Raw genomic sequence first — 16187 nt, 5'->3', positions numbered from 1 at the left:
CCGATAGCCTTTTAATTCGAGACAACTTTATTGAAGAATACTGATTTAATTGAAACATCCTGTCTATTCGTTCAACAGTTTCGGCCTTCCACCCTTCATATTCTTCTACAAAATGAAAAGTGCCTTATCAATGAAGAACCAAATTATTTAAACGTACATTTTTCTTTTATTTTTATAAAATCTTCTTCAAGAATCTCACTTTTTTCAGAAACTAGAACAGATTGAAAAGACTTGAATAACTTTTGAATTTCTATCTGTTTATTTATAAGTTCAATACTTTTATTATAAGTATCTTGATCTTTATAACAATTAATCTCTAACCATTTTGTGTCATTTTCTTTGCTCTTAAAATAAAGAGTATGAAGATCTATATGCTTTGCATAAATTTCTCCAGCTTTTTCTTGAATACTTAAATACTCTTCTTCTTTTTCTTTTTGAATGTGGTATTGATATATCTTTACAAACATATTCATCCCCCTAAAATTACAAATAAATGGGCTAGATAGACATCAAATTAAAGTTTTTGATATAAACCAATCCTGTTTCCGTACGGATTTTCAAAAGAGCACCAAGCAGCTGACACGCCTTCATTTGTATTCATTTCTTCCATTTTAATTTACAACATCCCCCCTCACATCCATTAATATGAAAACAATATCTTCTGATTTTTTTGAAGATAATGACACTTCAATAATTTCATAAGGAGGGTTTTCCATTAGTTCGATGATCTTATCTGCCCACTTTATAACTTCCTCTCCACCAACAATCCCCCATCAGGTTTATCATCTTAATTAATGGCACAATTCTAAAGATATTGAGCGCAACCCTTTTTCACTCATTCTGCCAAACTCTTGAATATCAGTAAATCTAGTCATTTTTTTGATTTCAACTCTTGCATCCATTAGCCCTTTGGTCAAAGATCATTCATACATAGTTGCAGCATAAAGGATGTCAGCGATTGTCTTCCAAGATGGTTGTTTAGGGATTGGCTGATTTGTATTTAAATAGTATCCGTCCATATCTTCCACCCACGCTTCCATAGCCTCTAAATAATCTTTAAGGGTAATGTTCTCCCAAGCATTACCCTTTGTTTGTAAATCCTTTCTCAAGTGAAGAAGAAATTTAATTAAATCTTCCCTACTCTTAACCTCTTCTACCTTATTGTGTAGCATTATTATCACCTTACTTAATTAGCATTGTTATTTATGAAATATACCATGATCATATATAATTAACATATACCTTCAGAATTGATGTTCTTGAAACGATTCTCAACTCTTTTACTCATTCATTTAAGTGTTTTCTTCATAGTCTAAACCTAATTTTAGCATATCGCCCAATTATAGGGCCTTAAAATAAAAATGACGCTAATCTGAATTTCAGATTAACCTCACTTGCCGAAGACTTGAATCGAAAAAATCATAATTTTCTTTATAAAAGGAATTTCCATTAACAAATTAGTTTTCTCATATTCGATTCTTCTATTAGATCATTTACCAGTTTTTTGATACAGTAAAAGAAAGCTTCTTATTATAATAAAGGCGACCACGCATTTACACGCAGTCGCTTTTTTTAATGAAAGATATGTTCGTCAACCACTTTTTGGGCATACTTTTCTAGGTTCCGATACGAGACTTGTTCATCAGTCTCTTCTTTTGAAAGGACAGAGAATTTATCCGGTGTTTTTAAGTCGACTGATATTGATGCTTTGAATACATACGTTGCATTGCCAATCAAATCGATTTTGAACTGGCCTTTTCTTACTTCATGAGGTACACATCTTACCATACCACCATTATTAAAAACATCAATTGATGTCTCAAAAGATTGCTTGGTAATCATTCTATAAATTAATGTTGAGGCACTCATGGCTGTCCCACAAGCATTCGTAAAGCCTACTCCTCTTTCAAAAGTTCTTACATAAATAGCCTTATCGCCAAGCGGATGAACAAAACTAACGTTTACTCCATCCGGGAATAAATTATTTGGCATATTTACTTTTTCAGAAATAACCTTTTGTTCATTCGAAATAATTTGGTCCGTATCCACCATAGCGATTAAATGAGGATTAGGGACAGCGACGGCAGTAAAACGAATCGTGTCGGAAAGTTCAGGAACCGTTTCATTTATTAATTTCTCTGCGCGTTCTATATTCAGAGGCAAATCGGAAAGATGAAAGGAAACCGGCGATATTTCTACTTTGTAAGTAGGTATTCCCTCGTAAATTTCTTTTTCTTGGGAAACCAATAAATTTGCCTTCATCGTTTCGATTAGTACTTCTGATAAACTTAATTTTTCACAAATGTATCTTGCGACACATCGTAAGCCATTTCCACACATCGATGCTTCAGAACCATCAGCATTAAAGACTCGCATTCTAGCTGCTGCCTGCTGACTTTCTAATACAAAGAGTATCCCATCCGCGCCAATGCTACTTTTCCTGTCGCACAGTGCGATGGCTAAATTTTCTCTATCTTGATCTGTCATTTGGTGATCATGTTCCATTTCATCAATTAAGATAAAATCATTCCCCGACCCATGACATTTAATTAATTGAATATCCATCTTGTCTCCCCCGTCCATTATAAGTCAATTGATTTTCTATAAGATTGCCACAGTTTATACTATTTCGCAATAATCAATTTATGTATATTCCTCCAATAGGTGATCCTCTGTATAAAAATATGGCATACTACATTAGGACAAATTAAACTCAAGTATGGTGCTTGCTCTTTATACAATTGAATACGACCACTCTCATTTAAAAGGGAAAATTCTTCATACTATTGTCCGATTCTTGACGACAGATGACGGTCGCCTCAATTAACATAGCTTGATTGACTAGACTTTGTTCGATTCACTAATTCATGTTTAAGTACACTCTCAGTCCATACGCAGGCTTCTTTAAAAGATGTAAACACAAATTGAGATGAAACCGTATATGTAGAAATAAAGCTTTCGACGTAATCCCATTCTCCTGATTCGCATGACTTAACCGCCTGTAATATATGATGAAGAAGATTGTCTTTTCCATTTAAAGCATCCTTAATTTCCTCATCTAAAGGTAAATCCTCTAAAATTTTCTTCATCGGGGTTTGTAAAACCGTATCCATTAATGAAAACATGCCTAAAAGAAAACAAGAAGATGAACCCTCATTTCCTAATAGTTTTTTCCCTATGCTTTCACATAATTTCCCCCTAGTTAAGCACATCCGAAGCAATTCTTCTGATAAATAATTGCTGCCACCCCATTGCTCCCTTACGGCTAAAATTGAAATCCACTTTTGAAGTTCATTTAACCCAATCAACACGATTCCTTGTTGAATGGATTTAATCGTTTTGGTTGTTTTAAAGGCCGGTGAGTTTATCAGCTTCAATAGTTTGTGAGAAAGTGACAAATCCTGCTCAATATACTTTGCTATTTTTGAAATATCGGGTTCCTTCGTGCTTAATTGTTGGATAACCTGAATATAAGAATAAAAATTGACGGGTATATCATTACTCTTTATTAAGACTGGTTTACTAAAAAAGTAGCCTTGATAGTAATGGTATCCAGCTTTTTTTGCTTCAAGATATTGTTCTCTTGTTTCTATTTTCTCAGCCAATAGTAACGTATTAAAGGCATTTGCCAAGCGTTCAATTAACTGTCTTTGCTTTTTGGTCGTGTCGTGAAAATCGACCTTAACAATATTTGCATTTTTCAATAATTCAACACTTAACGGGTTTTGTACATCCAATACAAAATCATCTAGTGCTACACGATAACCCTGCTTTCTCAATTTAATCACCGTATCGATTAATTTTTGGGAGGGTGTAATCTCTTCAAGAATTTCGATAAACATTTTGTCAGGTGAAAAAATACTGGCAAAATCAAAATGTAGCATCTCCTCAGTAAAATTAATAAAGCACGGTTTCCCATTTGTGACCGTATCAATTCCCATATTTATAAAGCTATTTACTAAAACATCTGCAGTAGCCTTATCACCATTTTCGTGATGATATACATCTATATGACGATTACGGTATAAAAGTTCATAAGCTACACATTTTTCATCTCGATCCATTATGGGCTGACGTGCGACATAAACTTCCATGGCAGGGCACTCCTTCAAAATCCATCATTTTTCAGTTACTTCGATCATATCAATCTCACTATCACTTGTCTATCGAATAATCGTTAAATAAAGGGACTTTTCAACAAATAACAAAACCATTCGACATTTCCTTTCACACCCCTATTCCAACAGAATTTATACATAACAAAAAAGCTCCCGAGGGAGCTTTTTGTTAAATATAATGGGCAACGAAGTTTATTAAAAATAAACCTGCGATAATATATAGGGAAAACGAGACTTCTTTTCCTCTTCCATTAGCAATTTTAAGAATTGGATAAAGAATAAATCCAATCGCAATTCCATCCGCAATACTGTAAGTAAATGGAATCATGGCAATAATGAAAATTGCCGGAAGAGCCTCTGTTAAATCCTTTAATTCTAACTGTCGAATATTTTGAATCATTAATCCACCAATCAAGATTAAAATCGGTGCAATGGCATGATTTGGAATCCATTTAATATATGGAATGAAGAGTATCGACACTAAGAATAAAACACCGGTTGTTAAGGAAGTTAATCCTGTACGACCTCCAGAAGCAATCGCTGCTGAACTTTCTACCGTGGAAACCGTTGGACTTGTTCCTAGTAACCCTGATGATAGTGCTGATATTGCATTTGCTTGAAAGGCTTTTCCATACTTGTTTGGCTGATTTAACATATCTACATGACCATGTACAAGTCCGATGTTTTCAAAAACGAGAACCATCGTTACAGAAAAAACAGCAATAGTAAACGGAAAGCTCATCATATTAGCAAATGAGAGGGCTCCAAAAACCTCCGTATAAGACTGCAATGAAACCGTCTTACTTTGTACAGAAGGTTCAATTTGGAACATGAAACCTAAAACTGTACCGAAAGCAATACTCCATAAAAAGCTTCCTGGTACATTTCTCAAAAATAAAATAAGCGTAACGAGTAAAGTAATGATTGTTGCTATTACAGTCAGTTCTCCTAAATTTCCTAATGCAATGATAGCATTGTCTCCTCGCACAACAATGCCGCCTTTTTCTAGTCCAATCAACATTAAAAACATACCAAGACCAACCGTTATAGCACCCTTTAATGAAGCAGGGATTGCCTCGCTTAATAACTTAGACAATTTCGAAAAGGCTATAATAGTGAACAATAAGCCCGAAACAAAAACCACAGCTAATGCCTCTTGCCAAGATAAGCCCATTGATCCAACTAACGTGTAGGTAAACATCGCATTGATTCCCATACCAGGTACAAGTAGAATTGGTGCATTAGCCCAAAGAGCCATCACTAAACATCCAAAAAACGATGCGAATATTGTCGCTAACACTGCTCCCTCATAAGGAATTCCTGCTTCTGTTAAGATCAATGAATTTACAGCGATGATATAAGCTATGGTCATAAAACCAATTAAACCAGCAATTAATTCTTGCTTAACCGTTGTTTCATGCTGCTTTAGTAAAAATATACCTCTTTCTCTTTTCATTTTATCTGTCCTTGTGAACAAATCCCTCTCCCAACCCGCCACTTTAACGTAGTAGCCACAAAAGAATATTCTATCAGACTACTCTCAATTTGCCAATGATTTATCCTATTTTCAAACATCAAATACGATTTTTCAAAAAAGACCTCCACCGTTATTCTTTATTAGCGCGTTATTTGTTAGAAAATTTTGAATTTAGAAGGATTTTTCATTTTTCCCTCGAAATGTTTATTAATCTATTCGTTTTAGAGAGGTGAATAATTTGGATAAAATCAGTTGCATTGCTTACTTATTGTTCCAAGCCGATGATCCAATTGTTAAAGAGGCAGCTCTGAAACTTGTCGCTGGCGATCTATCTCTAAAAGAAGTTAAAAACACCGAATATTGTCGTCCATACCTTGAGATTGCAGAAGCAAAGCTAAAAAATCACGACCAATTAACCACTGACGAAGTATGTCGTTTCGTAGAGGAATATTTATTTGTTCTATAATTTAAGTGGAATAAGAGAAGGGAACGCTATATTGCTATGGCGTTCCCTTCTCTTATTCCACTATACAGTCATAACAAAAAGGTACTTTTTGTTATTTCTCCTTCTTATTATCAACTGTTCAATCTCGCCTCTATTTTGTATCAAAAGGTATTGTCCCATCGCAAGACAAAAGAATCTAAAATACAAAAGGTGAATTTTACCTTTTAAAGAATAGTATATAGGTGCTTAATTAACGAAAGAGTCGTTTCAAGATTAGTGACTTTGAAAAAGTAGGAAGTATAAGAGGGATGATAAATAGTTAAATTAATAGAATTAGTGTTGGGAAAAGGTGATGCTGAAAGTAAAACAAGGAAAGGTGATGAACCCTTTTGGAGAATAAATATAGTAAGGTTTACATCGATTTCTATTATCCTCTTTATACTTGTATGACACCAAATGTTGTAGAATTAGGATGTTTAGAACAAGAGAAGAGCAACCTTAAACAGGTTTGGAAAGATTCTTAAAAACAACTAACCAATCTAACTAATTGACGCTATGTTGGAAATAGCTGATGAAACATATAATCATATTTAATAAATAACATTTCACTGACATTTTAGAGAGGAAGGTATCTATTAAATGCAGTCTCAAAAATATATAATTATTAAAATAATAGCAGATTTGGTTTCTTTAATTGCAATTACTGGATTATTGTATTCGATTTTTTTTGATATAAGCCTTGAGACAGATAAAATGATTACCATTATTTTGATTATATCTCTAATTTTATGTCTTACTTTAGATACAATAGCTCATTATCTAAAAAAAATTCAAAAAAGTAAATGAAAAACTCCTCTCATCGTGACAACGATTGATTGATTGATTGATTGTTTCCTATAATCAAACTAATCGCATTTCGTATATCTATAATCATACTGAATGGGATAAAAAGAAATTTTAAAGCCTTTTCCCGATTGCTATCGAGAAAAGGCTCCACCTACATTTATGAAAACGATCTCATCAAGTTAGCCATTTCTATTGCGGATACAGCTGCTTCCCAACCTTTATTACCTGCTTTCGTACCTGCTCTTTCAATCGCTTGCTCGATTGTGTCAGTCGTTAGGACACCAAAGATGACTGGTTTTCCCTCTGTCATCCCTGCTTGAGCTACTCCTTTCGCTACTTCATTACTAACGTAATCAAAGTGCGGTGTAGCTCCACGAATAACCGTTCCAAGTGTTATCACAGCATCATATTTTTGACTAGCTACCATTTTTTTAGCAACTAACGGGATTTCAAATGCACCTGGTACCCAAGCCATATCAATATCTTCCTCAGAGACCCCATGACGTTTTAGTGCGTCTTCTGCACCACTTAAGAGCTTGCTCGTAATAAATTCATTAAATCTACCAACCACAATACCAATTTTCAACCCTGTTCCAACTAAATTACCTTCATATAATGTCATTTTTTTCTTCCCCCTTATAGATTTAACAAGTGACCAAGCTTCGAATATTTCGTTTTTAAATAATGTTCATTCTCTTTTTTTGTTTTCATTTGAATTGGGATTCTTTCTGTTACTGATAATCCATACCCTTTAATTCCTGCTATTTTTCGCGGATTATTGGTTAACAACTTCATTTTTTTTACACCTAAATCTTTCAGTATTTGTGCGCCAATTCCATAGTCACGCAAATCATCTGCAAATCCTAACTGTTGATTGGCTTCTACCGTATCAAAGCCTTCTTCCTGAAGCTTGTATGCTTTCAGCTTATTGATTAAACCGATTCCACGCCCTTCTTGACGCATATATAATAATATGCCCTTTCCTTCTGCTTCGATTTGTTGTAATGCCGCATGTAGTTGGGGACCGCAATCGCATCGGTTTGAACCAAAAACATCTCCAGTTAAGCATTCTGAATGGACACGTACAAGCGTTTCCTCCTCGGATATGTCTCCTTTTACAAGTGCAATATGCTCTTTATTAGTCATGGTTTCTGTAAACCCAATTGCACGAAAATCGCCATACTCTGTCGGAAGCTGAATCTCAACCTCTCTTTTCACAAGCTTTTCTTTCATTCTTCGATAGGCAATTAAGTCTTGGATCGTGATGATTTTCAATCCAAAACGTTCTGAAAGAACCATTAAGTCTGGTAGCCTTGCCATTTGCCCATTTTCTTTAATAATTTCACAAATTACACCTGCCGGTTTGCAACCTGCTAAACGGGCTAAGTCAACAGCTGCTTCCGTATGGCCCGCTCGTTGTAAAACGCCGCCATCTTTTGCGACTAACGGAAAGATGTGTCCTGGCTTTTTAAACTCTTGTTTGCTGGCCTGGTCATTCATCATTTCAGAAATAGTAGCAGCTCTTTCAAAAGCGCTGATTCCAGTATGCGTAGAAATATGATCGATACTAACGGTGAACGCGGTTCCATGAGAATCAGTATTTTGCTCTGTCATTAAGGGAAGCTCTAGTTGTTTAGCCTTTTCATTTGAAATCGGCACACAAACTAATCCACGTCCCTCTTTGATCATAAAGTTAATGATGTCGGGGGTCACATTTTCGGCAAGCGCAACAAAATCCCCTTCGTTCTCTCTATCTTCATCATCTACAACGATAATCATTTTCCCTTCCTGTAAATCCTCGATTGCTGCTTCAATACTATGAAACAAGTTCATTCCCTCCTATTCAGCAAAGCCGTGCTTTTGTAAAAAAGATAAGTCCATTGATGAAGTAGACTCTTCCACACCCCTACTTCTAGACATTAAGCGATTCATATATTTAACGACCATATCACATTCAATATTGACCTCATCGCCAATTTGTTTTCTAGTTAAAATCGTGTCTTGCTGAGTTTGTGGTATAAGGGAAATAGAAAATGAATTTTCATCATCTAGAACAGAAAAGATTGTTAAGGAAGTCCCATCAATGGCTATGGACCCCTTTTCCATCATAAATGACATATACTTCTTATCTGCTAGTCTCATTTTCATATAAACAGCGTTCTCTCTATATTCTTTCGTTTCAACAATCCCCACTGTATCAACATGACCTGAGACAAAATGTCCACCAAACCGTCCATTTGCTCGCATCGCTCTTTCTAGATTCACATTTGTCCCTTTTGTTAAACTCTTTAATGAAGTAGCATGGTACGTTTCTGGCATAACATCAGCAATAAAGTTAGATGAAGTAAAGCTAGTCACCGTTAAACACACACCGTTGACCGCAATGCTATCACCAATTTTTATATCTTCAAGAACTTTACGACAATTCACTATTACTTCTAAAGATTCCCTTTTCGCCCTTATGTTTTGAATGACGCCAATTTCTTCAATTAAACCTGTAAACATATTACACCTCTGCGTATAATGGCTTTGCTATTATTTTTAAATCACTACCTAATTTCTCAATTTTTTCATATTCTACTTTTAGTCCGTCATCAATAGACTTGACTCCTTGTCCTCCAAATACACTTAAGCTATTTTGTCCACCAATCAAGGTTGGAGCAACATACATAATAAGTTGTTGGAAGGCTTTTTGAGCAAAGAAGGCTCCATGAATTTCAGCGCCACCTTCTACTAAAATTGAAGTAATCTTTCGTTTTCCTAATTCATTTAATACAAATGGAATGGTAACCTTTTCTGCTTTACACCTGACAACCTTCACGTCATGGCGCAATAAGTCTTTTTCTTTCGTTTCGGATGCATTTTTCCCGCAAAACACAATAGTCTGGCATCCATCAACCTGTACAATATTACTTGAAAGTGGTATTTGTAGATGGGTATCTAATACAATTCGAATAGGGTGATTACCTGATTGGGGCAGTCGCGTTGTAAGATGGGGGTTATCGTTTAAAATGGTTCCGATGCCTACTAGTATGCCGTCATGCCAATGACGATACTGATGTGCATCTTCCCTTGCTTTTTCTGATGTGATCCATTTGCTGTCACCAGTAGCTGTCGCTATCTTTCCGTCTAACGTTACAGCTGCTTTTAACGTTACAAAAGGGGTATCTGTTTGAATATAATGAAAAAAGGCTTGATTCAGCTCTCTTGCCTCATTCTCCAAAATACCCGTACGTACATCAATTCCAGCTTCCTTTAACTTTGTGACACTTTTTCCAGCTACAAGCGGATTGGGATCTAATGTCGCAATAAACACTCTGTTTATCTTTTTTGAAATAATTAAATCGACACACGGAGGAGTTCTACCTGTATGAAAACACGGTTCTAATGTCACGTAAAGATCCGCATTTTCAGCTTCCTCGCCTGCTTGTTCTAGAGCAAATACTTCAGCATGTGCATGACCTGCTTGTAAATGAACACCTGTTCCTATTACTCTTCCGTTTTTCACTACAATAGCACCGACTGTTGGATTCGGTGAGGTCTGCCCTTTTGCTGACATTGCAAGTGATATCGCTGTTTTCATATAGTATTCGTGCATTTTTCAGCTCCTTTCAAAACATTACTAAAAAACAACCCCGAGTGATAGTTCACTCGGGGGCTTTGGCATGACTAAATAAGCATAAAAAACATAAATTTTTTATGCGCGATTCCTTCTCCCATCCAGACTTTCACTGTCGGCTTTGGAGTTTCACCAAATCCACCGCCAAAGGCGGGTCACGGACTAAGAGCATTTGCTCATCACCGCCGGTTGGGAATTTCACCCTGCCCCGAAGGAATTCTATTCGATTATTGGTTATCAGAAATGTACTTTTCTTTTTCTAAAAAAGTATGCTTTAAAGAAAGTTAAGTATGTAGGGCTGGGTACAGACTCTCTTTAAACGTAGTCTGAAGTTGTTTATCACCCACGTTTAACCTATATCCTGACCCAAAACCTACCATTCCTGATACCTGAATAGTATCATTTCATGATAAAAAGAGCAAGATTTAAATCCTGCTCTTTTTAACCAGATAATGTATACTCCCTACTACTAATTGAAATGAAAGATTATTTAAAAATACTAATTTATTACGCTCTATAAACCTATTATTTATCGCTCGTTTCACTTTCTATTTTCGATAATGACTTGGCTAAGTAACCAAATGTATGTTGTCTATCACACACTTTCTCGACACGTTGCTTCCATGAAAATAATTGATTTGGTTTAATCAATATTTCAAGTAATTTCTCAAAGACTTCTGTTTCTTTATAAAGGCTCTCAATGTGGAAATATTGTCGAATCATATCCCTACTCGCTAACGCAAAATTATAATCTTGAAAAAATATGGGGTATTCAATATAAAACATTTCACTTGCTGGATGAAAAGTGTCACCTTGATAGCCAAAAACATCTTCATAACATTTGTTCGCTAGCTCTTGGAAATTCTGTTCAGGATTCAGATACATTTTATATTCAACTAAACTATGGTAATAATTCATTTTCACCATTAGTAAATTCATTAATTGATTTGCACCTTCTATTTGAGCATAATCTTCCTCTTGAAGTTTAAAGTTATTTTTTAGAAACTCTTTATCATACGAGATGGTTTGGAATAATTCAGCAATACTCTCAGCTGCTATGCTTGAGTGAAATCGATAGAGCTCTGGAAATTGATACGAACTATAGTAACCGTCGATGGCATGCCCCATCTCATGTATTCCAGTAACGAATGCTGAAAATGAATCTCGTTTTCCGACAACTACTTTGATTTCTTCTGGGTTAATATTTGTACAAAAACCACCATATGGAATTTCAAGGCTCTGTATTGTCACGGGAATTTGCTCTATCGAAATGTCTAAACTATTTAAAACATCCTTAAGAACGTCATACATACGTTCTGCTGTAAATTCTTCACTTTGAATTTGATGAAAATTAAAGGCTGTAAAATAAAGATCATAATATTGTAAAGCTTCCCATCCAAATTTTTCTTTTATGCGATGATTCCAAGACGACGAAGAGCTTCTTGTATTCTTTAAAAACTCGTTCATTTCTGATAAATACATCTCATAATCAATTTCCTTTAAGCTACATCTAAATTCATAATAATGGTTAAACCCTAAGTCCCGGGCCAATTTATTACGCATGACAATTAACGTTCTAAATAACTCCTCATTTCTTTCACCAATTTCTTTAGACTTTGATAGCAGCTTATGGCGAAGTTCACGGTCAGGACTATCTATCATGGTGGAGTGAGCCCTACTTATGTTGTACTCCTCTCCATCAAGGAAAAACGTACTTTCTAAGAGGCGCTTTTGCAAAGATTGTTGAATCTTCACCAATTCTGGATGACTATCAAGTGAATCCTTTATCATTTGGGATAAGAATACTTCTAACCTTCTGAACCAAATGGGGTCATCCTTCATTGTTTCTTGCCACGATAATATGTTTTCTTTCAATTGTTCATTCGTCATTAACATATTCTTTATTTCTAATATTTCATCAAGTCTCGTGCTTTCTTTTCCCTCAGCATACATCTCATAATAAAGTCTCTCTTCTTCTTGATATAGTTGATCAAGTTTTAGTATCTCTTCGTCATAGGCTTTTTTCCAATCGTTACGCTCTCTAATATGAAGGAGACGAGTAAAGTTTATTTCCATAGAAACTCCTTTAAGATAAATTCATTTTATACGTTTCTCCATTCGCATCGCTCTGTCCTAAACGACTATGTTCTATGCTTGTAATGCTCCCTTTAAATATTCGAGAAACATTACATATTGCTCTTTCATTTTTAAGCTTTCTTTCGGTAAGTGCGAATCATCTACCGCTAACCCATCAACAAATGAGACAATGGTTCTGGCAAGAATTTCACTAGGAAAACGTTCTTTAAATTCCCCATTTCTTTGTCCTTCAGCAATAATATCGGCAAAGATTTTTACCCCTAGCGTATAACGTTCATTCCCATATGCTCGTCGACGTTCATCTCTTCTGCCAGTTAGAAAGAACTCTAGCTTACTAGGAGCTAGTGGGTCCATTGTATCAGTAGGTTCCATTTGCTCCCCAAACATCCTTAATAGGAGCAAATTCCAATACGACTCTACCTTGCCTTCAAGTATCTTCTCTGTTTCCTGGACTACTCGATGCAAATCTTCCTCTAAAATGGTTTCGAATAGATTCTCCTTGTTTGAAAAGTATTGGTATAATCCACCTTTGCTCATTTTTGCCGCTCCCATTACATGTTCCATTGTTGTTCTTTCATAGCCCTGTTCAATAAATAGCTTCTTGGCAGCGCTTATAATGTTTGCCCTTCGTTGCTCTCGGTGCTCCTTACTTACTTTTGGAGACATACCTATCCCCCCTAAACTTCATTTAAATCTAACAAATAAAATCGACGCTAACGTCTATATTTATTATTATAAAGACGGTAGCGTCGATTTTCAATGTATAGGAATTAATTTTTTTGAACAACCTTTATGTATTACAACCACTGACTTTTGTCTGTGGTTATTTTATTGGTTATAAATTTAATAATAGTAGAGCTCTCATGTTATATTCTAAATCTGATACTAATACAATAACCAACAAGATAAATAAAACCAATATTAAGGCCATATTATTAAATACATCCATCTTTTTTCATCCCCTATAGTCTTTTACAATATACTATGCTAATAGATTCCATTTGGTATAGGACAGGTGATCTAAGACAAGCATACATTTTTAGTAGAATGATAATGATATTTTCATCTAAACCTTATTTTTTAAAAAACGCTAAGCTATATATCTTTCTCGAATTCAATAATTCAAGATAATGGCCCACTACTTAAAAACTTACTCCTAGTTTTTATGTCTATCATTTGCTTATTTTTTTCTAGCTTATAGTCAAGGCTCATTTAAACCTTACAATTGGAAAGGTTGTAGCAATACAAGTTGTTCGCTCTTCAGGGGAGTCACGTAGATAACTTCAATAACTATTTTTGCTGCAGGAGAACTCCGAGACAGAAATTGACATGGTTTAGGTCTTTTGTTAATCTTGACTTAAATTATGTCAAGGAGCTATAAAAAATGAGTACTAACAACCTTTTAAATGCGAAAACCATATTAGAATACCTCGTAATGGTCAATGAACGGTCTTATTCAGCGATTGGTCGGGAGTTAAATATTACTCCTCAACAAATTTCAGATTGGATTAAGAAACGCAGGCCCATTCCGCAAGAAAGATTAAAATCCCTTAGTGACTATTTTGAAATCGATGAATCGTATTTAGTGGATGAGAAGAATTTTACCAAAAATCTCGATCCCATTAATAAGATCGATATCCAAATGCTGCTCATTAAAAAAAGAATAAATGACGGTGTTGAGGAGACAGAATCTTACCTAGAACAAATCGAGAAGCTTCATAAGGAAAAAGCGAAACAAATTCGTATCGGAAGATTGGCTTCGATACTTCATCATGATGATGAAGAAATAGACCGAGGAATCGACTTATTCTTAACAGAAATGGAGCAACTGATTAGAGAAAAACGAACTGACTAATAGAACCAAGAATCGATTAAAGGGCTGCTTTCCAGACTAACAGGCATTAATTTATAACTATTCTTACTTCGGAATAACTTTAAGACATAAAATACGCCATAACATTTGACGTATTTTATGTCTTTTGTTATTATCGACTTAAATTACGTCAAGGAGTGAAAAGATATGAGTGATAAGAACACTAAAATCATCCGTTACACCGAACCATCCCAACTCGCTGGCATGAGATTTATGCAACGACGTATTGAGGGTAGTATCATCATGCTGAACCTCCTGCGATTTCGTGATGTTGCCGATTACACAGCCAATCCTGAACTAACACCAGAGGCCCCAATTAGCGGTGCAGAAGCTTTCAACCGCTATATTGAGCACACGCTCCCATTTCTCCGTGAAAGCGGGGGTGAAGTCATGTTTCTTGGCGATGGCGGAGAGTTTCTTATCGGTCCCGAAGACGAAAGATGGGATCTTGTCATGATGATTCGCCAGAATAGTGCACAGTCTTTTCTTGCTTTTTCAAATAATCAAGACTATCTAGCCGGTATCGGACATCGGAATGCAGCAATTGAAGATTCACGCCTTCTACCGATGACAGAACTTCCGATTTAGATGGAGGAGAGCATATTAATATCGGCAAGCTAAACAAATGGGGTGTGTTGTTTTCTAGGCTTTAATTATTAGAACTAATGTGAATAGTTTGGTTAAAGCGGTAATAGAGGACAATTTAAGCCTGTATCTGTCCCCTCGATTTTTTAGAGTTCCGAACCAAAGTTAAAAATAACCCAGAAACAAGTTCAGTCTTGTTTCTGGGCTACCTGATGTTACGTATAATAGTATAGGAGAGTGTACAGCACTTAATCTATATCTACTTGAGGCGTTGCAAATACTTCATTGGACGGCTGTAGAGGTTTTCCTTCTACCCACGCAAATACCGTGTAGTAATACGTCACTCCATTTTCTACATCTGTATCTGTATACGTTACTGTATTCGGATCTATTTGACCACTAATTATCGTTGTTGATTCTCCGGGGGTTGTTGATCTTCCAACTAAGTATAATTTAGCCCCTTCCACTTGATCCCATTCCAATGTCACTTTAGAAGCTGATGCCACAGCCTCGACTTGATGAGGTTCAGGCGTTGCAGATACTTCATTGGACGGCTGTAGTGGTTTTCCCTCTACCGACGCAAATATCGTGTAGTAATACGTCACTCCATTTTCTACATCTGTATCTGTATACGTTAATGTACTCGGATCTATTTGACCACTTATTATCGTTGTTGATTCTCCAGGGGTTGTTGATCTTCCAACTAAGTATAATCTAGCTCCTTCCACTTGATCCCATTCCAATGTCACTTTAGAAGCTGATGCCACAGCCTCGACTTGATGAGGTTCAGGTGTTGCAGATACTTCATTGGACGGCTGTAGAGGTTTTCCTTCTACCCACGCAAATACCGTGTAGTAATACGTCACTCCATTTTCTACATCTGTATCTGTATACGTTAATGTACTCGGATCTATTTGACCACTTATTATCGTTGTTGATTCTCCGGGGGTTGTTGATCTTCCAACTAAGTATAATCTAGCCCCTTCCACTTGATCCCATTCCAATGTCACTTTAGAAGCTGATGCCACAGCCTCGACTTGATGAGGTTCAGGCGTTGCAGATACTTCATTGGACGGCTGTAGTGGTTTTCCCTCTACCGACGCAAATATCGTGTAGTAATACGTCAC

The 16187-nt window shown here is 35.9% G+C and carries 15 protein-coding genes and 1 riboswitch; of the genes, 3 read left to right on the top strand and 12 right to left on the bottom strand.

Annotated features, from left to right (window positions below):
• Window positions 1-143 precede the first annotated feature (143 nt).
• From WAK64_RS16725 to WAK64_RS16705, 5 genes are all read right to left on the bottom strand, one after another.
• On the bottom strand, window positions 144-467 hold the full coding sequence (locus WAK64_RS16725; RefSeq protein WP_336588140.1) for a hypothetical protein: 324 nt from the start codon (window positions 465-467) through the stop codon (window positions 144-146).
• Between the two features lie 453 nt (window positions 468-920).
• Complete coding sequence (locus WAK64_RS16720) at window positions 921-1172, bottom strand: DUF7660 family protein (protein ID WP_336588139.1); 252 nt, start codon at window positions 1170-1172, stop codon at window positions 921-923.
• 400 nt (window positions 1173-1572) lie between these two features.
• Entirely contained in the window at window positions 1573-2565 is a 993-nt protein-coding gene (dapF, locus tag WAK64_RS16715; RefSeq protein ID WP_336588138.1) for a diaminopimelate epimerase, read from the bottom strand.
• 254 nt (window positions 2566-2819) lie between these two features.
• Window positions 2820-4094, bottom strand: a complete 1275-nt coding sequence (locus WAK64_RS16710) for an EAL and HDOD domain-containing protein (protein WP_336588137.1) — start codon at window positions 4092-4094, stop codon at window positions 2820-2822.
• 193 nt (window positions 4095-4287) lie between these two features.
• Entirely contained in the window at window positions 4288-5574 is a 1287-nt protein-coding gene (locus WAK64_RS16705) for an NCS2 family permease (RefSeq protein ID WP_336588136.1), read from the bottom strand.
• 259 nt (window positions 5575-5833) lie between these two features.
• Here WAK64_RS16705 and WAK64_RS16700 point away from each other — a divergent pair, with 259 nt between their 5' ends.
• Window positions 5834-6061 (top strand): hypothetical protein, encoded by a 228-nt coding sequence (locus WAK64_RS16700; RefSeq protein WP_336588135.1) that lies wholly within the window; start codon window positions 5834-5836, stop codon window positions 6059-6061.
• 982 nt (window positions 6062-7043) lie between these two features.
• On the opposite strand, the gene ribH is transcribed toward WAK64_RS16700, so the two are convergent.
• From ribH to WAK64_RS16670, 6 genes are all read right to left on the bottom strand, one after another.
• Window positions 7044-7508 carry a 6,7-dimethyl-8-ribityllumazine synthase gene (gene ribH / locus WAK64_RS16695; protein ID WP_336588134.1) on the bottom strand — a complete coding sequence of 155 codons (465 nt, stop codon included), beginning with the start codon at window positions 7506-7508 and terminating at the stop codon, window positions 7044-7046.
• A 14-nt stretch (window positions 7509-7522) separates the two neighbouring features.
• Entirely contained in the window at window positions 7523-8713 is a 1191-nt protein-coding gene (locus WAK64_RS16690; RefSeq protein ID WP_336588133.1) for a bifunctional 3,4-dihydroxy-2-butanone-4-phosphate synthase/GTP cyclohydrolase II, read from the bottom strand.
• A gap of 12 nt (window positions 8714-8725) precedes the next feature.
• The gene (gene ribE / locus WAK64_RS16685; RefSeq protein ID WP_336588132.1) at window positions 8726-9391 is read right to left on the bottom strand and encodes a riboflavin synthase; all 666 of its coding nucleotides are present in this window, start codon (window positions 9389-9391) and stop codon (window positions 8726-8728) included.
• A 1-nt stretch (window position 9392) separates the two neighbouring features.
• Window positions 9393-10484, bottom strand: coding sequence for a bifunctional diaminohydroxyphosphoribosylaminopyrimidine deaminase/5-amino-6-(5-phosphoribosylamino)uracil reductase RibD (gene ribD / locus WAK64_RS16680; RefSeq protein ID WP_336588131.1), 1092 nt, complete (start codon window positions 10482-10484; stop codon window positions 9393-9395).
• A gap of 106 nt (window positions 10485-10590) precedes the next feature.
• Window positions 10591-10725, bottom strand: a riboswitch (FMN riboswitch).
• 305 nt (window positions 10726-11030) lie between these two features.
• Window positions 11031-12581: a gluzincin family metallopeptidase gene (locus WAK64_RS16675; protein WP_336588130.1), complete on the bottom strand. Its 1551-nt coding sequence runs from the start codon at window positions 12579-12581 to the stop codon at window positions 11031-11033.
• A 72-nt stretch (window positions 12582-12653) separates the two neighbouring features.
• Window positions 12654-13268, bottom strand: a complete 615-nt coding sequence (locus tag WAK64_RS16670; RefSeq protein ID WP_336588129.1) for a TetR/AcrR family transcriptional regulator — start codon at window positions 13266-13268, stop codon at window positions 12654-12656.
• Window positions 13269-13986: 718 nt separating this feature from the next.
• Here WAK64_RS16670 and WAK64_RS16665 point away from each other — a divergent pair.
• Window positions 13987-14457, top strand: a complete 471-nt coding sequence (locus tag WAK64_RS16665) for a helix-turn-helix domain-containing protein (RefSeq protein WP_336588128.1) — start codon at window positions 13987-13989, stop codon at window positions 14455-14457.
• Window positions 14458-14688: 231 nt separating this feature from the next.
• Complete coding sequence (locus WAK64_RS16660) at window positions 14689-15063, top strand: DUF1330 domain-containing protein (protein ID WP_336588127.1); 375 nt, start codon at window positions 14689-14691, stop codon at window positions 15061-15063.
• Window positions 15064-15308: 245 nt separating this feature from the next.
• Here the strand turns inward: WAK64_RS16660 and WAK64_RS16655 are convergent.
• The coding region (locus WAK64_RS16655) for a fibronectin type III domain-containing protein (RefSeq protein WP_473700450.1) at window positions 15309-16187 on the bottom strand (879 nt) is incomplete at its 5' end.

It is taken from the genome of Bacillus spongiae (assembly GCF_037120725.1).
Classification (GTDB): Bacteria; Bacillota; Bacilli; order Bacillales; family Bacillaceae_K; genus Bacillus_CI; species Bacillus_CI spongiae.
Note: the sequence above shows the minus strand (reverse complement) of the source record. Positions and strands in the feature narration are given on the sequence as shown.